The organism is Pseudomonas sp. WS 5011, assembly GCF_012985775.1.
GTDB lineage: Bacteria > Pseudomonadota > Gammaproteobacteria > Pseudomonadales > Pseudomonadaceae > Aquipseudomonas > Aquipseudomonas peli.
Window position 1 is genome coordinate 341,529 of the sequence record NZ_JAAQXA010000002.1, and the last position, 20,959, is coordinate 362,487.

The following is a 20,959-nucleotide window of genomic DNA, read 5'->3' on the forward strand; positions in this document are numbered from 1 at the left end:
CACTACCCCAGCCGACTGGCGGCCATCACACGACCTTGAACGCACCCATAGAACCACTCCGCTTTATCCTTGAACCCTTTGAGGCTCGCCGCTTCGCTAACCTGTGTGGCCAATTTGATGAGCACTTGCGCCTGATCGAACAGCGCCTGGGCATCGAGTTGCGCAACCGCGGCAACCAGTTCGAACTGGTCGGCACCGCTGGCCAGACCCGCGCAGCCGAACAGCTGCTGCGCCGCCTGTACCGCGAAGCCGAAAACACCGAACTGTCGCCCGAGCTGGTGCACCTGTTTCTGCAGGAGTCCGGCATCGAGGAAATGAGCAACCCGACCGTCGAAGCCAGCGTCGCCCTGCGCACCCGCAAGGGCATGATTCGCCCGCGCGGGGCCAATCAGCAGCGCTACGTCAAAGCCATCCTCGACCACGACATCAACTTCGGCATCGGCCCAGCCGGCACGGGTAAAACCTACCTGGCCGTGGCCTGCGCCGTGGACGCTCTGGAGCGCGAGCAGATTCGCCGTATCCTGCTGGTACGCCCGGCGGTAGAAGCTGGCGAGAAGCTCGGTTTCCTCCCCGGCGACCTGTCGCAGAAGATCGACCCCTACCTGCGCCCGCTGTACGACGCGCTTTACGAGATGCTCGGCTTCGAACAGGTGGCCAAGCTGATCGAGAAACAGGTGATCGAAGTCGCGCCGCTGGCCTATATGCGCGGCCGCACCCTGAACAACAGCTTTATCATCCTCGACGAAAGCCAGAACACCACGCTGGAACAGATGAAGATGTTCCTCACCCGCATCGGCTTCGGCTCCACTGCGGTGATTACCGGCGATATCACTCAGGTCGACCTGCCGCGCGGCACCAAAAGCGGCCTGACCCACGTGATTGAAGTATTGCGTGACGTGCCGGGTATCAGCTTTACCCACTTCAACCCTAAAGATGTGGTGCGCCACCCGCTGGTGCAGCGCATCGTCGAAGCCTACGAGCGGTTCGACGCCAGCCAGGCCCCTTTCGACGCCAAGGTGCAGCGGCATGATTGAGCTTGACCTGCAAATTGCCAGCGACGCCGGCAATCTACCGACCGAGGAGCAGTTTCGCGCCTGGTGCGCGATTGCCCTGCGCCAGCGCAGCGCCGATTCCGAGTTGACCATTCGCCTGGTCGATGAAGCCGAAGGCCGTGAACTGAATCACACCTGGCGGCAGAAGGATTACGCGACCAACGTACTGTCCTTCCCGGCCGATGTACCGGACGAATTTCTGGATATCCCGCTGCTCGGTGACCTGGTTATTTGCGCGCCGGTGGTCGAGCGCGAAGCCGCTGAACAAGGCAAAAGCCCAGAAGCCCATTGGGCGCACTTGGTGATCCACGGTTGCTTGCATCTGCTCGGCTATGACCACATCGAGGATGAGGAAGCCGAAGAGATGGAAGCACTGGAACGAGAATTGCTGGCTGAACTGGGTCACCCTGACCCGTACGCCGATGAAGATGAACCCACACACAACACAGAAGGTTCCTGAGTAACCACCATGAGCGAAGACCGATCGAGCAACGAGCAGACATCCTGGTTTAACCGACTGACCCAGGCGTTTGCTCATGAGCCGAAAAACCGCAAGGAACTGCTGGAAGTCCTGCGCGAAGCGCATCAGAACAAACTACTCGACAGTGAAGCACTGGCCATTGTCGAAGGCGCCATCCAGGTCGCCGATCTGCAAGTTCGCGACATTATGGTGCCGCGCTCACAGATGATGAGCATCAAGGCCAACCAGACGCCCAAAGAGTTCCTGCCCTCGATCATTGAAGCGGCGCACTCGCGCTACCCGGTGGTGGGTGAAAGCCTCGACGATGTGGTCGGTATCCTCCTGGCCAAGGATCTGCTGCCGCTGATCCTCTCGGGCGAACAGCCCAACTTCAACATCAAGGACCTGCTGCGCCCGGCCACCTTCGTGCCCGAGTCCAAGCGCCTGAATGTGCTGCTGCGTGAGTTCCGTGCCAACCACAACCACATGGCCGTGGTCATTGATGAATACGGCGGCGTCGCCGGCCTGGTGACCATCGAGGACGTGCTCGAGCAGATCGTCGGCGACATCGAGGACGAGCACGACGTCGAGGAAGACAGCTACGTTAAGCCGTTGCCGTCGGGTGACTTCCTGGTCAAGGCACTGACACCGATCGACAGTTTCAATGAAACCTTCGATACCGAGTTCTCCGATGACGAGTTCGACACCGTCGGCGGCCTGGTAATGAGCGCCTTTGGCCACCTGCCCAAGCGTAATGAAGTGACCGAAATTGGCGAGTTCCGCTTCCGCGTTCTCAACGCCGACAGCCGCCGCATTCACCTGCTACGCCTGACGCCGATCAATAACTGACCACTCTAAACGGCCACCCTAATCGGTGGCCGTTGCGCATAGCCGGCCCAGCACCGCCCCACCTTCCCTCGCCGCCTATTGCCCTTTACCCTTTGCGCCACCTCAATCCAAGGACCTGCATGCAATGCACTGGATAACTCGACCTGACTGGCCCGGTAACCTGATCGCCCTACTCGCAGGCGCCATCACGCCATTGGCGCTGGCGCCCTTTGATCTGTGGCCGCTGGCCATCCTCTCGATTGCCCTGTTCTACCTCGGCCTGCGCGACCTGACGCCACGCCAAGCGACGCTGCGCGGTTGGAGTTATGGCTTTGGCCTGTTCGCCGCCGGCACCAGCTGGGTGTATGTGAGCATCCACGATTACGGTGCGGCCTCGCCGCCCCTGGCGGTATTTCTGACCCTGCTGTTTGTCGGCGGGCTGGGCTTGCTGTTCGCCCTCAGCGCTTGGGTCTGGACGCGCTGGCTGCGCCGGGTTGAAGCGCCACTCGCTGATGCCCTGGCCTTCGCCGCGCTATGGCTGGCACAGGAGGCCTTCCGCAGCTGGTTCCTCACCGGTTTTCCCTGGCTGTATGCCGGTTACAGCCAGTTGGATGGCGCGCTGGCCGGCCTCGCCCCGGTGGGCGGTGTATGGCTGTTGTCTTTCTGCCTGGCGCTGAGCGCCGCGCTGCTGGTGAACCTGGCACTGTTGCGCGCGCGTAAAGCGTTTCTCGCCATCGGTATTGTCCTGCTGTGCGCCCCCTGGATCACGGCTATCGCCCTCAAGGGCCACGCCTGGACCCACGCCTCGGGCGAGCCGCTGAGCGTGTCGGCCATGCAGGGCAATATCGAACAGAACATGAAGTGGGACCCCGAGCAGCTCAACGCCCAGCTGGCGCTGTACCGCGACATGACCTTCAGCGCCAAACCGACTGACTTGATCATCTGGCCGGAAACAGCCGTGCCAGTACTGAAGGATCGCGCTCAGGGTTACCTCGGTTTAATCAACCGTTTCGCCAATGAGCGCAATGCCGCACTAATTACCGGCGTGCCGATTCGCCAAAGTAACGAACGCGGTGAGCAGCGTTACTACAACGGCATCAGCGTGGTTGGCCAGGGCAGCGGTGACTACCTCAAGCAGAAGCTGGTGCCCTTCGGTGAGTACGTGCCGTTGCAGGACCTGCTGCGCGGCCTGATCGCCTTCTTTGACCTGCCGATGTCGGACTTTGCCCGCGGCCCAGCCGAGCAAAGCCTGCTGCAAGCCAAGGGCCATTCAATCGCGGCGTTTATCTGCTACGAAGTGGTTTATCCGGAGTTCGCCGCCGGCCTGTCGGCCCAGAGCGACCTGCTGCTGACCATCAGCAACGACACCTGGTTTGGCCGCTCCGCCGGCCCACTGCAACATTTGCAGATGGCGCAGATGCGCGCGCTGGAGGCCGGCCGCTGGATGATCCGCGCCACCAATAACGGGGTGAGCGCGCTGATCGACCCGCAGGGCCAGATCACCGAGCAGCTGCCGCAGTTCGAACAAGGTGTGCTCTATGGCCAGGTACAACCGATGCAAGGGCTGACGCCTTACCTGTACTGGCGCGGCTGGCCGATGCTGATTATCTGCCTGCTACTATTTGCCTGGGCGTTGCTCGCCAGCCGTATGGCCAAGACCCTTTAACGGCAGGTTCACCCGCTCGGTCAAGGCCGACTACCGCTTGGTGGGTTACGCAGCGCTCCAGCCCCGCATAGGCTTCAACATCGCGGACAGGCGCTGCTAACCCACCCTACAAAAGTGTCTATATCCGACGAAAGAACCGGTAGAACTCGCGCAGCTCCGTCTGCGCGTCGCCAATGCTGACCGGGGTGAAGCGCAGCGGATGGTACGCCGGGCACTGCGCCAGACGGCCTTGATCGAGCGGGTGCAACCAGCCCAACAGCGGGTAACCGCCCATGGTCTGGTGGTCGGCCTGCAAGATAATTGGCTGGCCATCCGGCGGTACCTGAATCGCCCCACGAGCAACGCCCAATGACCACTGCCGCACAGGCGGTTGCACGGCCTCGCCGAGCAGCCGTGCGCCCATGCGATCGGAGTGCGGGCTGAGCTGCCAGGTCTGGGCGAAAAAGCCCTGCAACTGGTCTTCCTCGAAACTCGCCGCATCGCCGCCGGTAATTACCCGCAGTAAAGGTTTGCAGCGGTAATCCGGCAGGTAGGGCCAGGGCACGCTGGCGGCGCGGGTGAAGTGCCCAGGCCGACAAGCCAGCAGATCCCCTGCCTGCACCGCCTGCCCCAACCCTTCGCGCAGCTGCACGCTGACGCTGCCCAACACCGGTGCGGCGATAAAGCCGCCCGCGACCGCCAGGTAGGCGCGCTGAGCACTGCGGGCAAAGCCCAAACGCAGCAGTTGGCCTTTGCGCAGAGGAAAACGCGTCCACAAGGGCTGCGGCTGATCATCCACACTCAGCGGCACCTGAGCGCCGCACACCGCCACCCAGGTGTCGACCTCGGCCTGCAACTCGACGCCGCCCAGGGCGATTTCCAGTAGCGGCGTGCCCCAAGGATTGTTCAGCAGATGATTGGCCCAGGCCGCACCGTGCCAATCCAGCGGCCCGGCGGGCGATACGCCCAGGTGCTGCCAACCGCGCCGCCCAGCATCCTGCAACAGGCTTTGCGGCCCTGGCTTGAGCACCCGCAGGCCACTCATAGCTGACCGCCTTCGCGGATAAAGTCGCGCTCATCAATGCTGCGAAAACGCACCCGATCACCCAGCGCCAGCGGACAGGGCGGCGTGCGCGCGGCGTCGAACAACGACCAGGGGCAACGGCCAATCAGGTGCCAGCCGCCGGGCGAGCTGTGTGGATAGATCGCCGTTTGCCGCTCGGCAATCGCCAGGCTACCGGCCGGTACGGCAATGCGCGGGGTGGCGCGGCGCGGCAAGGCCAGGCGCGCATCCAGCTCACCGAGGTAGGCAAAGCCCGGAGCAAAACCAATCGCGCCAACGCGGTACTCGGTTGCGGCATGCAGTTCGATCACCTGAGCACTGTTCAGTTGACACAGACGCGCGACCTCGGCGAGGTCTTCACCGTTGTAGCAAATAGGGATTTCATGCAGCCGCCCGACCTGGGCGACAGAGGGCTCGGCCAGCCAGCGCTCCAGCAGCGGTTTGAGTCGCTCGGCCAGCTCCAGGTGATCGGTGCGCAGTAGGTCATAGTGCAGCAGCAGGCTGGTCCAGCCTGGCACCAGATCCGTCAGCACCTCACCCAACTCGCCACGGATACGCTCGGCCAGCAACGCGATCCGCTGCGACAACTGCGCATCCGGCTGTTCGGCCAGCACCAGCAGCAGCGCTTCGGCACCGGCCGGTTCGAGGCGGATCATAGGGCGTCCAGGCTGGCCCGCAAACGCCGCAGCACGGCCAGCGAATCGGCGTTATCGCCATGCACGCAAAGGCTGTCGGCGCGCAGCTGCAGCGGCTTGCCATCAATATCGGCAAACGGATCACCCTGAGCAATCGCCAGGGCCTGCTGGAAAATCCGCTGCGGATCATGGTGCACCGCGCCGCTCAAACGCCGAGGCGCCAATTGCCCATCGGCCAGGTAGGCGCGGTCGGCAAAGGCCTCGAACATCAGCGGCACATCGGCGGCATCGGCCAGGCGCAACTCACGGCTGTTGTCAGCCAGCGCCAGCACCATCAACGGCAAGCCCCTGCGGTAACTGGCGCAGGCCTCCAGCACCGCGTTGAACAGCGCATCGTCACGCACCAGGTCGTTGTACAGCGCGCCATGCGGTTTGACGTAGGCCAACTGAGTGCCGGCCGCGCGACAGAAGGCATCCAGCGCGCCGAGCTGATACAGCACCAGCGCGGTGACCTCTTCCGGCGAGCAGGCCAGATGCCGCCTGCCGAAGCCGAGCAAATCCGGATAAGCCGGGTGCGCACCAATGCTCACCCCATGCTGCACCGCCAGGGCGACGGTGCGTTGCATGGTCAGCGGGTCGGACGCATGAAAGCCACACGCCAGGTTGGCCTGATCAACCAGCGGCATCGCATGCACGTCATCGCCCATGCGCCACACGCCGAAGCTTTCACCCATGTCGCAGTTCAGCAGGATTTTTTTCATGCCGACAAGCTTAGTGGTGCATTACCGCTGCGGGAAGCCTGGCTGCGTTAATACACGTCGCGGCGATAGCGCCCCTCTTCGCGCAAGGCCGCGACAGCGGATTCGCCGAGCAACTCATGCAACACCGCATCCACCCCAGCCGCCATACCCTCGAGGCTGCCGCAGACGTAGATTGCAGCGCCCTCGGCCAGCCACTCACGCAGCTGCTCGGCGGACTCGCGCAGGTGATCCTGCACGTAGACCTTGGCGGCCTGATCGCGGGAAAAGGCCAGGTCCAAGCGCGCCAACTCACCGGTTGACAGCCAGCCCTGCAACTCAGCCTGGCAGTAGAAGTCATGCGCCGCATTACGCTCGCCGAACAGCAGCCAGTTTTGCCGATGCCCGGCGATGATCCGCGCCTTGAGCAGGCTGCGCAGCCCGGCCAGGCCAGTGCCGTTGCCGATCAGGAGCAGCGGTCGATCATCTTCGGGGGCATGGAAGGCGCTGTTGCGCCGTACCCGCGCCAGCAACTGGCCCTGCAGCGCCGCGCCTTCCGTCAACCAACCGGAGCCAAGCCCGAGCGAGCCATCGCGATGCCGCTCCTGGCGGACGATCAGCTCCAGCTCGCCGTCGCGGGGTAAGGAGGCGATCGAGTATTCGCGCGCAGCGAGCGGCACCAGCGCATCCAGCATGGCCTGGGCGTGCAAGCCGACCAGGTGGGTGAACTGCTCGGGTAGCTGCTTACCGCGCAGCGCCTGCTGCAGCGACTGCGTCAGGCCATCGAGGCTGACCGTATGGCTGCCGTCCAGCGCATGGGCCTGCAACCAGGCCTGTACGGTGGCATCGCTATGGCGCGGCGGTACCTCGAGAATATCGCCGGCACTCCAGTCGACCGGCTGTTCAGCACGCAGTGCCAGCAGGTATGTCGGCGCGCCCTGACTGCCCGGATTTAGCAGCTCGCGACGCGTGAGTGTCCACAGGCAGAGCGGCGTTTCCGCTTGAGGCAGCGGCTGGGCGCCTGTCAGCTCACCGAGTTGACGTTGCCAGCGGGCCAAGGCTGTCGCATCGGCAGCGTCGACCTGCACCGGCTCGAACAAACTGCGCGCGCCCTGCTGAGCCAGCCAGCCGTGGACCCGCTGGGCAAAGCCACAGAAGTGCTGATACTGGCGATCTCCCAGGGCGAGCATGGCATACCGCATATTAGGCAGATGCAACGCCTGCCCCAGCAGCCTGCGCTCGAAGCCGCGCGCACTGTCCGGCGCCTCGCCATCGCCAAAGGTGCTGAGCACAAACAGCGCGTTGTGCGCCTGGCGCAGCATCTGCTCGTTGAGTTTGGCCAGTGGCTGCACGCTGACGGCGAGGCCAGCGGACTGCAGCTGGCCGGCGGTCTGCCAGGCCAGCTGTTCGGCAAAACCGCTCTGACTGGCAAAGCCAATCAACCAACCCTCGCCCAGCCCCGCGCTCGGTTGCAACGCACCACGCGCCTTGAGCATGGCGCGTTTTTTACGCCGACGATCCAAGTAGAGCAACCAGCCGGTGATGGCGAACAACGGCATCGCCAGGCTGGCAAGCATCATCAGAATGCGCCCGGTCAGGCCGAAATAGCTGCCCACATGCAAGGCATACACACTGGTCAGCAGTTGATCGCCAAAGCTCTGTTGCTCGTAGCGCGTGTGCTTTCCTGCCTCGCCGCTTAAAGGGTCAAGCGCCAGTTGGTTGAAAGCACGTTCATGCGGTGCATCATCACGCAGGTAGAACACAGTCACGGGTTGCCCAGCCACTGGCGGCAAGCGCAGGTTGTAGCCGCTCAACTGACTGCCGGCCTCACGCTGCAGGCCTTCCCAGACGGCGTGATAGTTCACTATCGGCAACTCACCGGCCGGTGGCGGGCCGCGCTTGCCTCCGCGCTGCTGACCACCAGGCTCAGCGCTAAGTAACGCGGTTGCGCCTTCGCGGTACCAGTCATATGACCAATACAGCCCTGTCAGCGCCGCCAGCAGGTATAGCGCCAGGCACCAGGTACCGGCCACCGCGTGCAGATCCCAGTTGAAGCTGCGGCCCTTGCGCGCCCAATCCAGAGTCAGCCAGGCGCGCCAGCTGCCCGCCTGACGCGGCCACCGCAGGTAAAGCCCCGAAAGGCAGAAGAACACCAGTATCAACGTGCTGGCTGCGGTGATCTGCTTGCCGTATTCCCCCATGGCGAGGAAGCGGTGCAGCTTCAGCATCAGGTCGAAGAACCCTTGCCCGCGTGGCTCAGCTAGCAATTCACCGCTGTAACCATCGAAGTAACGCGACGGCCCACGACGCTCGCCAGGCGGCGGCGCGAAAAACACCCGCGCAGCCCGGTCACCCTCTACCTCCAACCACAGGCCGACCACCCGCTGCTGGCTGGCTGCTTCGAGTTTAGGCACCAGCTCGGCGGGCGACAGCGTGCCACTGTCACGCACCTCGACCTTCAGCACATCGGGGTTGAGCGCACGCATCAGCTCATCCTGAAACGAGTAGGCCGCACCCGTAACACCCATCAAGGCCAACACCAAGCCGGCTGTGATACCGAACAGCCAATGCAGCTGGAACAGAATTTTCTTTAACACGGGAAACTCGATCACCGGCGTTGAACACAGGCAGTCGCACTACAAACCGGCAACGGCCAAAGGAGAAGCAATTCTATTTAATAATTTGTTTCAATAACCAGCTATCTGCCGACCTTTACCGACTCTTTACCTAGCGTGAACGCTCATACAAACAGCCCTAAAGCCGTGATTCGTTGAACGACACGGACGATTCAAGCCTGCGTTAAGCCGAGCAGCTCACTCGGCGCGGCGACGGCCGCGATCACCGCTCACCCAGCGCAGCCACCCCGACATAGCGAACTGCAACAGTTAAGGGTCAGCGAACGCACAAAAACCCTGCTCATACTCGAGCAGGGTTTTCTCAATCGGCAGGCAGGCTGGCTGGCTGGCTGGCTGGCTGGCTGGCTTACGCAGCCTGCCTGCCGCTTGGCGTGGTTAGAAGCGGTATGTGGCCGACAGCACTGCCGAACGCGCATCACCGTATTCGATAGCCGAAGAACGGGTATTGAGGCCGACGTTCTGGCGCACGCTCTGCACATAGTCCTTATCGAACAGGTTGTTCATGTTCAGCTGCAGGTCTAGCTCCTTGTTGACCTGGTAACCGAGCATGGCGTTGTGCACCCAGTAGGCATCCAGTTTGGCGTTATCACTGGAGGTCACGTTACGCTCGCTGGCATAACGCGCGCCGTAACCGACACGCCAGCCGGCTGGCAGCTCGTAGGTGGTCCACAGGTTGAACGAGCGTGGCGGCGTGTTGCCCAGCGCCTGACCTTCACGGGCAATACCGGCAGCAGTATCTGCAGCCTTGAGAGTTTCGCTGTCTAGGAAGGTGTAGTTGGCGTAGACGTTCCACTGATCGGTAATACGACCGGTCACACCAAATTCGACGCCCTGCACACGCTGTTCACCCGCCAGCTGGGTAGAGCCATCGACCATGGTTTCGCGGGCGTTGGTCTTCTCCACGCGGAACACTGCGGCATCGAGTTGCAAGCGGCTGTTGAGCAGCTCCCACTTTGTGCCCAGCTCCCAGGTTTCGTTCTCTTCCGGAGCCAGATCAGCAGCCGCAGCGTTCAGCGCACCGGAGGATGCCAGAGCTTCGGCGGCCGGGTTGAAGGAAGTGCCGTAAGCCAGGTAGATGCGGCCATTTTCGGCTGGTTTGTACACTACACCGGCACGCCCGCTGAGTTCCTTGTCACGCGAATCCAGGCGCGTCACGGTGCCAGCTGGCAGCGCTACGTTCTTCGAGTCACCTTTGATCCAGTCATAACGCAGACCTAGGCTCAGGTCCCACTGCTCATTCAGGGCAATGGCATCGAACACATAGACCGCTTCGTTTTCCAACAGAGTGCTGGTTTCAGCGGAGCGGGCTTTGTTGATCGACCCGGTGTAATAACCCGGAGGGTTACCCAGATCGAAGCTGCGGCCGGCGAAATCCAAGCCATAGCTGTAAGTGTTGCGATCGTAATCTTCACGCGAAATCTCCACACCACTAACCAGGGTGTGGCCCAGGCCGAAGGTGTCGAAATATGCGGTCAGGTTGGTCTGGTTGATCCACATCTCGCTGGTCACATCGCGGCCATAGCCCTGCGGGCCGGCAGGCCGGTATTGCCCAGCCGGGGCAACGGCCAGGTTGACGTGGGAGGCCGAAATGACAGTGTCACGCTTAACCTGGCTGTAACGGCTGAGGTTCTGCAAGCGCAGGTTATCGCTGAAGTCGTGTTCGAATTTGACCGTAAAGGCGTCGGTCTGAATTTCTTCCTTGTCGATGTTCTTCCAGCCGAAAAACGCATCGCGATCTACACCAGCCAAGCGCTTGCCATCGAAGGCGGGCACGCCGTAGTCCGGCATATTGTCGTCGTTCTGGTGCAGGTAGCTGAGGGTCAAACGCGTCGAATCGCTCAGACCCAACAGCAGCGACGGTGCGATGCCCCAGCGCTGACGATCTACATAGTCGCGGCCTGGCACATCGTTCTCATGGGCCATCAGGTTGAGGCGCATTGCGCTGCCGGTACCCACGCCATCCAGGGTCTGGTTGGAATCCAGGGTCAGGCGGTGATAGTTGTCGGTGCCCAGGCTGGCACCAATTTCAGTGAAGTCACGCTGGAGCGGCTGTTTGCTGACCTGGTTGATGCTGCCGCCAGTGGTGCCGGAACCACCAAATACCGAGTTGGGGCCCTTGATGACTTCAACGGCTTCGATATTGAAGGTATCGGTACGGTTGTTCTGCGAGCTGTCACGCAGGCCGTCGATCTGCATGTTGGCGTTGGCACTGAAGCCACGGATGTTGATGCTGTCGCCCGAGCCACCACCGCCCTCACCGGCGTTGAAGGTGATGCCGGAAACGTTGGCCAGCACTTCTTTCATGCTCAGGGCTTTCTGCTCTTTGAGCAGCGCCTGCGGTACCACGGTGATGGTCTGAGGGGTATCGAGTAGCGGCACAGCGTACTTGGCCGACGCCGAGCTTTCGGTCTTGTAGTCTTCGGTTTGCTCACCTTTGACCGTTACGCTGCCCAGCTCAACCGGTGTCTTGGCTTTTTGCGGCGCTTGCTCAGCGGCCAAGCCTGCGCCCGCCCAAGAGGCGATGACCAGACCAATGGCCGAAGCCAGAACACGACGCTGCGGCAGACTGCCGGCTTTTTTACCCATACCCATGAGAACCACCCCCAGATAAAAACGAGGCGTGATTCTAATTGATAACCATTATCAAGCAATAGGTATTTACACCTTAATTCGTATTTAGTTCCATTCCCGTAGCTTTTTATCCAGCAGACACTCGCGCCCAATACTGGCCAGATCACGACAGCCTGTCAGCGCCATCGCCACTTCCAATTCAGCGCGCAACAGCTGTACCACATGCGCCACCCCGCTCGCCCCGGCGGCTGCCAGGCCATACACATAGGGTCGCCCGACCAGCACAGCATCAGCGCCCAAGGCCAACGCCTTGAACACATCCGTACCGCGGCGAATACCGCCATCGAGCAGCAGCGGCACCCGCCCCTGCACCGCAGCAGCGATTTCCGCCAGCACCTCGATGGTGGCGGGCTGGCCGTCCAAAGTCCGTCCGCCATGATTGGAGACAATGATGCCGTCGACGCCTTCGGCCACTGCACGCTGCGCATCCTCGGCAGTCATCACGCCCTTGAGCAGGATCGGCAGACGCGTCAATGAACGCAGCCATTGCACATCCGCCCAGCCTGGGGCTGCCGCAAGCAACGCACCACCGAGCAGCAAACCACCGCTAGGCGGAGCTTCCTCACGCAATGACTGCATACCGCGCAGATTGACCGCCTCAATGCCCTCGGGCAGACAGAAACTGGCGCGCTGTTCGCGGTTGCGCATGCCGTTGACCGGCGCATCCACCGTCAACACCAGCGCCTGATAACCCGCCGCTTCGGCGCGCCTGACTAACGCTTCGGTAAAGGGTCGATCCGGTTGGATATACAGCTGAAACCACAGCGGGTTATGCGCCTGCTCGGCCACGGCTTCGAGGGACACACTGGCCTGGGTGCTCAGCACCATGCCGGCCTGCACAGCCGACGCAGCCAGCACCGTTGCCAGCTCACCCTCGGCATGCGCCAACTGCTGATACGCCACCGGCGCGAGGAAAATCGGGTGAGTAAAGGTCTGACCGAACAACTGCAGATGAGTGTTGCCACCACTGAGATCAGCCAACACCCGCGTACGCAGACGAATACGCCGAAACGCCGCCTGATTTTCCGCCAGGGTCAGTTCATCAGCCGCGCCGCCCGCGATATAGGCCCAGGCCTGGGCGCTCATGCGCTCATGGGCCAGGGGTTCATAGTCCGCCACGGCAGCAACACTTGGCGGAATCTGCGTCAGTTTTGGTAACGGTATGCCGGTCATGTATTGGCCCACTGGCGCAGCAGGTTGTGATAAACCCCGGTCAACCGCGCCAGCTCAGCGCTCTCTGGCACTTCAAGGGTCAGTGCCTGCACCGCCCGATCCAGCTCCAGCAACAGGCCGCGCTGGGTGTCATCACGCACCAGGCTCTGAATCCAGAAGAACGCCGCATAACGCGTGCCACGGGTTACCGGATTGACGCGGTGCAGGCTGGTGCCGGGATACAGCACCAGATGCCCAGCCGGCAACTTGACGCTGTGGCTGCCGTAGCTGTCCTCGACCACCAGCTCACCACCCTCGTACTCATCCGGATCACTGAAAAACAGCGTGGCCGACAGATCACTGCGCACCCGATGCGGCGTGCCCGGCACACTGAAAATCGCATTGTCGATATGGTTGCCATAGGTGCCACCACCGGTATAACGGTTGAAGCGCGGTGGCAACACTTTCAGCGGCAAGGCGGCCGAGACAAACTGCGGATGGTTGCCCAGGCGCTGCACGATAAAGTCGCCAATCTGCACCACCAGCGGATCATCCTGCGCCAGCTGCTGATTGGCCTTGGCCTTCACCGCCTGATGGCCGGCGGTCAGGCGGCCATCCTGCCAACTGGCCTGCTCAAAGGCCTGACGGCACTCCCGCACCTGCTCGGGCGTCAGCACATCGGCAATGCTCAACATCATGATTCGCTCTCCTCACCGGCCGCCCTGAGCGACCGCCACCAAACAGTTGCAAATGATTCTAAATAGCTAGCGCGCACTATGACAGCGCCACACACCGAGGCTGTTGATCCAGCCCAATAAAAAGCGCTCAGCCTCCACCTCAATGCCCCAGCCAACCAAGGCAGCGGGGAAATAAAACGCCCCGGATACCATCGGTATTCGGGGCGCTTGTTTGCAGCCTGGTGTGACTTAGAAACGGAAATCGGTGCTCAAGGTTACGGTGCGTGGATCACCCAACAAAGCACGGCGACCTTGCCAGTTGGCTGAGGCGACATATTCCTCATCCGTCAGGTTATCGATGTTCAGACGCACATCCACATTGGCATTCACTTCATAAGAAGCCATCGCCGCAAAGGTGGTGTAACTCGGCACGCGACCAAAGCGGCCATTGGCGACCATACGCTCGGCATCATCCGGACGCCCCAGGTACGACGAGCCGACATGCTGCGCGCCCAGACCGAAGGTCAGCCCGACCGGCAGGCGGTAGGTCGTCCACAGGTTGCCGGAGACTTTTGGCGTAAAGGCCAGCTCGTCGCCATTGGTACGCAGTTCAGTGCCGTAATCCCCAGCATTCGCGCGACGGCGTACGTCATCCAGGTAAGCGCTGTGCTTACGTTCGCTGTCCATAAAGACAATGCCGCCAAACACGCTCCAGTTATCGGTGAGTTTGCCCGAAGCGCTCAACTCCAGCCCTTTGACGGCCTGCTCACCATACCCTTTGAGCGTGGCGCTGCCGGTCTGGCCAACATCAAGCCCGGTGATGGCCACATTTTTCTTCACGGTGTAGAACAACGCCGCCGCGGTCGAGAGACGCTTGTCGAAGAAATCCCACTTGGTGCCGATTTCATAGTTGTGCGCACGCACCGGGTCGGCCCCCTTGATCAGCGCGGGCAGCCCCTGGTCGGCTCGCGAGATATCGGAGTTCGACAGGTAGGAGCCTGGCGGCTGAGTGGAAACGCCATACGCGGTGTAGAGGCTGCCATTCGGCAGTGGCTTGTACACCAGGCCCAGCTTGCCGCCCAGGCTCAACTCGGTGTCATTGAAACCATCGCCCGCCGTAGCGGCCCCGCTGCTCAGGTTACGGCTGCTGATGCTGGCCTCGTATTGCTCCAGGCGCAGGCCACCGGTGAGTTGCCACTGCGGGTTGAACTCCAGCGTGTCGTAAACATAAAGAGCGGCAGTATCCACATCCACCTTGGTGCGATCACGCGGAGCCAGTGCTGCCGGCACACTGCGCGACCAGTCCGGGTAAAACACATTGACCAGGCCGGGCAGGGTCTGTGAAGCGAATGCCAGCGACTCGGACTTCTCGTGAGTCAACTCCAGTCCAGTGGACAGGTTGTGGGCAATACCCCAGGTCGAAAACTGGGTGGACAGGTTGGTGATGTTGCTCAGGGACGTGTTGACCCGGTCGTATTGCTGACGCTGCACATTGACCAGCGCGGCATTGGCATTGTTATCGTCATCCAGCACATGGGTAAACCGCGCCTGACGATCCACCCGCGCCAGGCGTGTCTGGTTGCTCACAGTGGTGACAGCACCTAGATCCTGCTCAATACGAAACAGCAATGCATCGCTGGTGGTGTCGTCGAAATCCGACTTGAGGCCGAAGAACGTGTCACGGTCCGCCGACCAAACGGACGGGGCATAGGGCGTGCCGGCACCCTTGAGTTTGTCGCGCAGCGCTACCCCGGCCACCCCAAGGTCAGGACGATCATTCATCTGCACATGCTCATAGGCGAAGATCGCGCGCGTATCGGTGCCCAAGCCAAACGCTACCGAAGGTGCGATGCCCCAGCTGTTCTTCTCGGCATGCTCACGCCCGGCCACACCGCTGTCTTCCAGCAGCAGGTTGAGGCGCACTGCGGTGCTGTCGTTGATCACCTGATTGGTATCCAGGGTCATGCGCTTGCGCGCCTCGGAATCGTACTGGTCGAAGGCATAGCTGATGCCGCCACCGATAAATTCTTCCAGGGTCGGCGTCTTGGTCACCAGGTTGACGTAACCACCGGCCCCACCCCGGCCGTTATCGGCCGCCGGGCCCTTGGCCACTTCAACCGACTCGACGTTGAAAACGTCGCGGGTGTAGCTGCCGTTGTCGCGCGCACCGTCGATAAAGATGCTGCCGCTGGTGTCGAAACCACGCAGGCTGAAATTATTGGTGCCGCTGGCAAAGCCGTTCTCGCCGGCATTGAAGCTGATACCAGGCGTGTTGCTCAGCACGTCAGTCAGGTTGCGCGCACCCTGCTCCTTGAACAGCGCTTCAGGGATCACGCTGAAGGTTTGCGGCGTATCCAACAGCGCTGCAGTCTGCTTTGGCGAGGAGGCCTTATCGACCTTGTAGCCGTCGTCCTGCTGACCTTTGACCGTGACGCTGCCCAGCTCAACCGGGGTTTTATCGGCGTCGGCAGCCAAGCTGTGGCTGGCACAGGATGCGATGGCAAAACCGATGGCGCTGGCCAGCAGACGGCGTTGCGGGAGACTTCTGCGCTTTTTATCGTAATTGTTCATGAGAATCGCTCAGGCTTAAAAATCTGGCGCAATTCTAATTAGTAAACACTCTCAATCAATCTTTACATCTCATTTACAGCAACTCGTTTGTAACAAAATTGTTACGGCGAAACGCCCAGAACTGAAGCCCACACGCCTGCAATAACGGCGGGCACCTGACGGATCAGAGGCAGAAGATTGCGGGGACAAAAAAGGCACGAGGGTGAGCCCGTGCCTTTTTGCGTAGCGTTTAGCCTGCGTATTACAGGTAGAACGACTTCAGCGGCGGGAAGCCGTTGAACTCCACAGCGCTGTAACTGGTGGTGTAGGCGCCAGTGGACAGCCAGTAGACGCGGTCACCAATCGCCAGATTGAGTGGCAGGCCGTACTTGTAGTTCTCGTACATGATGTCAGCGCTGTCGCAGGTCGGCCCCGCGATGACAACCTCTTCCATCTCGCCCTTCTTCTCGGTGTAGAGCGGGAACTTGATCGCCTCGCCCATGGTTTCGATCAGGCCACTGAACATGCCCACATCGACATACACCCAGCGCTCGACCGCGGTACGCGACTTGCGCGCCACCAGCACCACTTCGCTGACCAGAATGCCCGCGTTGGCGATCAACGAGCGGCCCGGTTCAAGGATGATTTCCGGCAGGTCATCGCCGAAGTCTTCCTTGAGGAAACGGATGATTTCCTCGGCATAGGTTTCCAGACTGTTGGTACGGGTGATGTAGTTGGCCGGGAAGCCACCGCCCATGTTGATCAGCTTGAGCTCAATGCCGTCTTCTTCTTTAAGACGCTCGAAGATCACCTTGACCTTGGCAATCGCCGCGTCCCACACCGAGATGTCGCGCTGCTGCGAACCAACATGGAAGGACAGGCCGTAAGGCACCAGACCGAGGTCACGGGCGAGGATCAGCAGGTCCATGGCCATGTCGGTCTGGCAGCCGAACTTGCGCGACAGCGGCCAATCGGCCGTGGTCGAGCCTTCGGTGAGGATGCGCACATAGACTTTCGCACCCGGCGCAGCCTTGGCGATATTACGCAGGTCGGCTTCCGAGTCGGTGGCGAACAGGCGCACGCCCTTCTCATAGAAGTAGCGGATGTCCTTGGATTTCTTGATGGTGTTGCCGTAGCTGATGCGATCCGGGCTGACGCCACGGCCCATGACCTTGTCCAGCTCATAAATCGAGGCGATATCGAAGCTGGAGCCCTTTTCCTTGAGCAGGTCGATAATCTCGACCGCCGGGTTAGCCTTGACTGCGTAATACACCTTGGCGAATTCGAAACCGGCGCGCAGGTCATCGTAAGCCTGGCTGATGATCGCGGTATCGATGACCACGAACGGGGTTTCCTGAGTATCGGCAAACGCCTTCATGCGCTGAAACGTAGCGGGTGCGTAATAGTCTTCGACCTTGATCGGCATGCGGAACTCCAGTTGGCTGAACCCGTTAACACAGTTTTAGTCAGGCAACCGCTGCGTACGCAGTCCGTTGCCCACCATTTAGGGAGACCTGGCGGCTAACCCGCACAGGTAGAACGTCTGATCAGTTTCCCCACTTTGGTTCGCCTACTTCCCAAGGCATGTCGCCGAGAACCCTGTGGGCCTCTCGTCGTCAGTACTTGAGCCGGATGGATCGTTGCCAGCATGGACGTTCGGGCGCGAACTTTAGGGCCATGGGGGGCTGAGATCAATCAAAAAATGCCGTGCTTTTGACCCCCTTTGTCGCCTTATTGATTGATCGTTTTATATTCAAAACAAAACGTCAGGAATGCTGCACAAAGCGCGAAAAAACCGTAGTTTTGCCCTCTGACTACAGGTCGCCGCGCTGACCAACGTTTACCGTTATAATCGCCGCCTTTTTTGACAGACCGACTATTCAGTCGACGGGTTCCCGCACAATGACCATCCAGGCCACCGAAGTCGGCAAACGCCGTACATTCGCGATCATCTCTCACCCCGACGCCGGTAAAACCACCATTACCGAGAAGCTGCTGCTGATGGGCAAGGCGATTGCCGTGGCCGGTACGGTGAAGTCGCGTAAATCCGACCGTCATGCGACGTCCGACTGGATGGAAATGGAAAAGCAGCGCGGTATCTCCATCACCACCTCGGTAATGCAGTTCCCCTACCGCGAGCATATGGTCAACCTGCTCGACACCCCGGGCCACGAAGACTTCTCGGAAGACACCTACCGCACCCTGACTGCGGTGGACAGTGCGCTGATGGTGCTCGACGGCGGTAAGGGCGTTGAGCCACGCACCATCGCCCTGATGGATGTGTGCCGCCTGCGCGACACGCCGATTGTCAGCTTTATCAACAAGCTCGACCGCGATATCCGCGACCCGATCGAACTGCTCGACGAAATCGAAGCCGTCCTGAAGATCAAGGCTGCGCCGATCACCTGGCCGATTGGTTGCTATCGCGACTTCAAGGGCGTGTACCACCTGGCTGACGACTACATCATCGTCTACACCCCGGGCCACGGCCACGAGCGCACCGAAACCAAGATCATCCAGCACCTTGACTCCGATGAGGCCCGCGCCCACCTGGGCGACGAGTACGAGCGTTTTGTCGAGCAGCTGGAACTGGTGCAGGGCGCCTGCCACGAGTTCGACCAGCAGGAATTCCTCGACGGCCAACTGACCCCGGTGTTCTTCGGCACCGCGCTGGGCAACTTCGGCGTCGACCATGTACTCGACGCGGTGGTCGACTGGGCACCCAAGCCGCTGGCGCGCGTCGCCAACGAGCGCACCGTAGAACCGGTGGAAGAGAAATTCAGCGGCTTCGTGTTCAAGATCCAGGCGAACATGGATCCCAAGCACCGCGACCGCATTGCCTTTATGCGCATCTGCTCGGGCAAATACAGCCAGGGCATGAAAATGCGCCACGTGCGCCTGGGCAAGGACGTACGCATTGGCGACGCCCTGACCTTCTTCTCCAGCGAGCGTGAAATGCTGGTCGAGGCCTATGCCGGCGACATCATCGGCCTGCACAACCACGGCACCATCCAGATCGGCGACACCTTCACCGAAGGCGAAGCACTGGGCTTCACCGGTATCCCGCACTTCGCCCCGGAACTGTTCCGCCGCGTACGCCTGAAGGACCCGCTGAAATCCAAGCAACTGCGCCAGGGCCTGCAGCAACTGGCCGAAGAAGGCGCAACCCAGGTGTTCTTCCCCGAGCGCAGCAACGACATCATCCTCGGCGCAGTCGGTGTGCTGCAGTTCGATGTGGTCGCCAGCCGCTTGAAAGAGGAATACAAGGTCGAGTGCGCCTACGAGCCGATCACCGTGTGGTCAGCACGCTGGATCGACTGCAGCGACAAGAAGAAGCTTGAGGAATTTTCCAACAAGGCGGTCGAAAACCTGGCCCTGGATGGCGGCGGCCACCTCACCTACCTGGCCCCAACCCGGGTCAACCTGAGCCTAATGGAAGAGCGCTGGCCGGACGTAAAATTCCGCGCCACCCGCGAACACCACTAAGCCCCAGCGAAGCCGCGCATGCACTATGCGCGGCTTTTGCCTCTGCACATCAAGCGCCACACTTCCCACGGACAAGGCACTGGCTTAGGCTGGTTTCCCAACCTACAGGAAGTAACTCCATGCGCACGATGCTCTTCACCGCTTTAAGCCTGCTCGCCAGCTACAGCCTGGCTGGGGTGGAAATCCGCCAACCCTACTGGTACGTCGAACTTTCCTGCGAGGGCAACCCGCAGTGCTTCGCGGCCAGCAACGGCAGCTACACCTATAACCAGAGCGCCGCCCGCCGCTTTGACGATGCGAACAAGGCGCAGCGCTTTGTCGACAGTTTTACCAGTAGCATCAGTGGGAAATCCCCGCGAATCGTCCAGGGCGCTGACAGTAAGTGCCTGAGCGACGAAGAAGCACGCCGCCTGAACCTCTCTGGCAACCCCTGCCAGCCGTAACTCTATGCGCCTGATCGACACCCACACCCATCTAGACTTCCCCGACTTCGATGCCGATCGCGGCAAGCTGCTGGCCCGCTGCAGCGCCGTGGGCGTCGAGCGACTGGTGGTGCTGGGTGTGCATCAGGCCAACTGGCAGCGTGTGTGGGATCTGGTACAGACCGAAGACAGCCTGTACGCCGCCTTCGGCTTGCACCCGGTTTACCTGGATGAACATCACCCAGAGCACTTGAGCGAGCTGCGTGATTGGCTAACACGCTGCGCCGGGCAGCCCAAGCTCTGCGCAGTGGGCGAGATCGGTCTGGACTACTTTCTCGAACAACTTGATCGCGAGCGGCAGCAACAGCTGTTCGAGGCGCAGCTCAAACTGGCCAGCGAATTCGAGCTGCCCGCCCTACTCCACGTACGCCGTGCCCATGCAGCGACCATCGCCACACTGAAACGCCTCAAGCCACCGCGTGGCGGCATCATCCATGCCTTTGCCGGCAGTTATGAAGAAGCACGCGAATACCTCAAGCTCGGTTTCAAACTCGGCCTGGGCGGCGCCCCTACCTGGCCGCAGGCACTGCGGCTGCGCAAAGTGGTGGCGCAACTGCCGCTGGATGCCATCGTGCTGGAAACCGACTCCCCCGACATGGCTCCCGCCATGCACCCGAACCAGCGCAATAGCCCGGAATACCTGCCGGATATCTGCACGGCCCTCGCAGAGCTGCGCGGCATCAGCGCCGACGAGCTGGCCAGCGCCAGCAGCCGCAACGCAGCCGAGTTGTTTGGTTGGGATACGGCAATTAACTGAGCCCGGCTAACCATCGCGAATAAAAAAGCCCACCAAGGTGGCGAGCCGTTCGCTTAATCTGTTGAAATTTTGAGGTGCATGGTCTTGTATGAGGCTATGCACCTCATCTTTTCAGGAGACAGCCATGGGGAAGAAATCTTCCCAAGGCCAAGCAGTCGAATCAGCGGA

Annotated in this window: 16 protein-coding genes; 7 read left to right on the forward strand and 9 right to left on the reverse strand. The window is 61.1% G+C overall.

What is annotated here, in order from left to right; all coding sequences use genetic code 11:
* The first annotated feature begins 35 nt into the window (after nucleotides 1–35).
* The 4 genes from HBN63_RS03985 to lnt all read left to right on the forward strand — a co-directional run bounded on the left by HBN63_RS03985 (nucleotide 36) and on the right by lnt (nucleotide 4,006).
* A complete protein-coding gene (locus tag HBN63_RS03985) occupies nucleotides 36–1,034 on the forward strand; it encodes a PhoH family protein (protein WP_170048469.1) in 999 nt (332 codons plus the stop codon).
* On the forward strand, nucleotides 1,027–1,512 hold the full coding sequence (gene ybeY / locus HBN63_RS03990; protein ID WP_170048470.1) for an rRNA maturation RNase YbeY: 486 nt from the start codon (nucleotides 1,027–1,029) through the stop codon (nucleotides 1,510–1,512). Before HBN63_RS03985 ends, ybeY begins: the two co-directional genes overlap by 8 nt.
* A gap of 9 nt (nucleotides 1,513–1,521) precedes the next feature.
* Nucleotides 1,522–2,361 carry an HlyC/CorC family transporter gene (locus HBN63_RS03995; RefSeq protein ID WP_170048471.1) on the forward strand — a complete coding sequence of 280 codons (840 nt, stop codon included), beginning with the start codon at nucleotides 1,522–1,524 and terminating at the stop codon, nucleotides 2,359–2,361.
* A 124-nt stretch (nucleotides 2,362–2,485) separates the two neighbouring features.
* Nucleotides 2,486–4,006, forward strand: a complete 1,521-nt coding sequence (gene lnt, locus HBN63_RS04000) for an apolipoprotein N-acyltransferase (RefSeq protein WP_170048472.1) — start codon at nucleotides 2,486–2,488, stop codon at nucleotides 4,004–4,006.
* Between the two features lie 118 nt (nucleotides 4,007–4,124).
* On the opposite strand, the gene HBN63_RS04005 is transcribed toward lnt, so the two are convergent.
* The 9 genes from HBN63_RS04005 to HBN63_RS04045 form a co-directional block, all read right to left on the reverse strand.
* The gene (locus HBN63_RS04005; RefSeq protein WP_170048473.1) at nucleotides 4,125–5,030 is read right to left on the reverse strand and encodes a biotin-dependent carboxyltransferase family protein; all 906 of its coding nucleotides are present in this window, start codon (nucleotides 5,028–5,030) and stop codon (nucleotides 4,125–4,127) included.
* Nucleotides 5,027–5,704 carry a 5-oxoprolinase subunit PxpB gene (gene pxpB / locus HBN63_RS04010; protein ID WP_170048474.1) on the reverse strand — a complete coding sequence of 226 codons (678 nt, stop codon included), beginning with the start codon at nucleotides 5,702–5,704 and terminating at the stop codon, nucleotides 5,027–5,029. Before pxpB ends, HBN63_RS04005 begins: the two co-directional genes overlap by 4 nt.
* The gene (locus HBN63_RS04015) at nucleotides 5,701–6,444 is read right to left on the reverse strand and encodes a 5-oxoprolinase subunit PxpA (protein ID WP_170048475.1); all 744 of its coding nucleotides are present in this window, start codon (nucleotides 6,442–6,444) and stop codon (nucleotides 5,701–5,703) included. The genes pxpB and HBN63_RS04015 overlap by 4 nt, the downstream gene beginning before the upstream one ends.
* A 47-nt stretch (nucleotides 6,445–6,491) precedes the next feature.
* Nucleotides 6,492–9,017: a PepSY domain-containing protein gene (locus HBN63_RS04020; protein WP_170048476.1), complete on the reverse strand. Its 2,526-nt coding sequence runs from the start codon at nucleotides 9,015–9,017 to the stop codon at nucleotides 6,492–6,494.
* 414 nt (nucleotides 9,018–9,431) lie between these two features.
* Nucleotides 9,432–11,642: a TonB-dependent siderophore receptor gene (locus HBN63_RS04025; RefSeq protein ID WP_170048496.1), complete on the reverse strand. Its 2,211-nt coding sequence runs from the start codon at nucleotides 11,640–11,642 to the stop codon at nucleotides 9,432–9,434.
* Between the two features lie 90 nt (nucleotides 11,643–11,732).
* Nucleotides 11,733–12,860 (reverse strand): alpha-hydroxy acid oxidase, encoded by a 1,128-nt coding sequence (locus HBN63_RS04030; protein WP_170048477.1) that lies wholly within the window; start codon nucleotides 12,858–12,860, stop codon nucleotides 11,733–11,735.
* Complete coding sequence (locus HBN63_RS04035; protein WP_170048478.1) at nucleotides 12,857–13,537, reverse strand: Fe2+-dependent dioxygenase; 681 nt, start codon at nucleotides 13,535–13,537, stop codon at nucleotides 12,857–12,859. The genes HBN63_RS04030 and HBN63_RS04035 overlap by 4 nt, the downstream gene beginning before the upstream one ends.
* Nucleotides 13,538–13,765: 228 nt before the next feature.
* Complete coding sequence (locus HBN63_RS04040) at nucleotides 13,766–16,087, reverse strand: TonB-dependent siderophore receptor (RefSeq protein ID WP_170048479.1); 2,322 nt, start codon at nucleotides 16,085–16,087, stop codon at nucleotides 13,766–13,768.
* 241 nt (nucleotides 16,088–16,328) lie between these two features.
* Complete coding sequence (locus HBN63_RS04045; RefSeq protein ID WP_090249249.1) at nucleotides 16,329–17,492, reverse strand: type III PLP-dependent enzyme; 1,164 nt, start codon at nucleotides 17,490–17,492, stop codon at nucleotides 16,329–16,331.
* A gap of 476 nt (nucleotides 17,493–17,968) precedes the next feature.
* On the opposite strand from HBN63_RS04045, the gene HBN63_RS04050 reads away from it, so the two are divergent.
* The 3 genes from HBN63_RS04050 (at nucleotide 17,969) to HBN63_RS04060 (ending at nucleotide 20,791) form a co-directional block, all read left to right on the forward strand.
* Nucleotides 17,969–19,552 carry a peptide chain release factor 3 gene (locus tag HBN63_RS04050; protein ID WP_170048480.1) on the forward strand — a complete coding sequence of 528 codons (1,584 nt, stop codon included), beginning with the start codon at nucleotides 17,969–17,971 and terminating at the stop codon, nucleotides 19,550–19,552.
* A 119-nt stretch (nucleotides 19,553–19,671) separates the two neighbouring features.
* Nucleotides 19,672–19,995: a hypothetical protein gene (locus tag HBN63_RS04055; protein ID WP_170048481.1), complete on the forward strand. Its 324-nt coding sequence runs from the start codon at nucleotides 19,672–19,674 to the stop codon at nucleotides 19,993–19,995.
* A gap of 4 nt (nucleotides 19,996–19,999) precedes the next feature.
* Nucleotides 20,000–20,791: a TatD family hydrolase gene (locus HBN63_RS04060; protein ID WP_170048482.1), complete on the forward strand. Its 792-nt coding sequence runs from the start codon at nucleotides 20,000–20,002 to the stop codon at nucleotides 20,789–20,791.
* Nucleotides 20,792–20,959: the final 168 nt, after the last annotated feature.

Excerpts from the sequence above, each read along its gene's own strand:
- HBN63_RS03995 (WP_170048471.1), top strand. The coding sequence starts at position 1,522 with ATGAGCGAAGACCGATCGAGCAACGAGCAGACATCCTGGTTTAACCGA.
- HBN63_RS04015 (WP_170048475.1), bottom strand. The coding sequence starts at position 6,444 with ATGAAAAAAATCCTGCTGAACTGCGACATGGGTGAAAGCTTCGGCGTG.
- HBN63_RS04030 (WP_170048477.1), bottom strand. The coding sequence starts at position 12,860 with ATGACCGGCATACCGTTACCAAAACTGACGCAGATTCCGCCAAGTGTT.
- HBN63_RS04050 (WP_170048480.1), top strand. The coding sequence starts at position 17,969 with ATGACCATCCAGGCCACCGAAGTCGGCAAACGCCGTACATTCGCGATC.
- pxpB (WP_170048474.1), bottom strand. The coding sequence starts at position 5,704 with ATGATCCGCCTCGAACCGGCCGGTGCCGAAGCGCTGCTGCTGGTGCTG.
- ybeY (WP_170048470.1), top strand. The coding sequence starts at position 1,027 with ATGATTGAGCTTGACCTGCAAATTGCCAGCGACGCCGGCAATCTACCG.
- HBN63_RS04025 (WP_170048496.1), bottom strand. The coding sequence starts at position 11,642 with ATGGGTAAAAAAGCCGGCAGTCTGCCGCAGCGTCGTGTTCTGGCTTCG.
- HBN63_RS04035 (WP_170048478.1), bottom strand. The coding sequence starts at position 13,537 with ATGATGTTGAGCATTGCCGATGTGCTGACGCCCGAGCAGGTGCGGGAG.
- HBN63_RS04005 (WP_170048473.1), bottom strand. The coding sequence starts at position 5,030 with ATGAGTGGCCTGCGGGTGCTCAAGCCAGGGCCGCAAAGCCTGTTGCAG.
- HBN63_RS04060 (WP_170048482.1), top strand. The coding sequence starts at position 20,000 with ATGCGCCTGATCGACACCCACACCCATCTAGACTTCCCCGACTTCGAT.
- lnt (WP_170048472.1), top strand. The coding sequence starts at position 2,486 with ATGCACTGGATAACTCGACCTGACTGGCCCGGTAACCTGATCGCCCTA.
- HBN63_RS04040 (WP_170048479.1), bottom strand. The coding sequence starts at position 16,087 with ATGAACAATTACGATAAAAAGCGCAGAAGTCTCCCGCAACGCCGTCTG.
- HBN63_RS04055 (WP_170048481.1), top strand. The coding sequence starts at position 19,672 with ATGCGCACGATGCTCTTCACCGCTTTAAGCCTGCTCGCCAGCTACAGC.
- HBN63_RS04045 (WP_090249249.1), bottom strand. The coding sequence starts at position 17,492 with ATGCCGATCAAGGTCGAAGACTATTACGCACCCGCTACGTTTCAGCGC.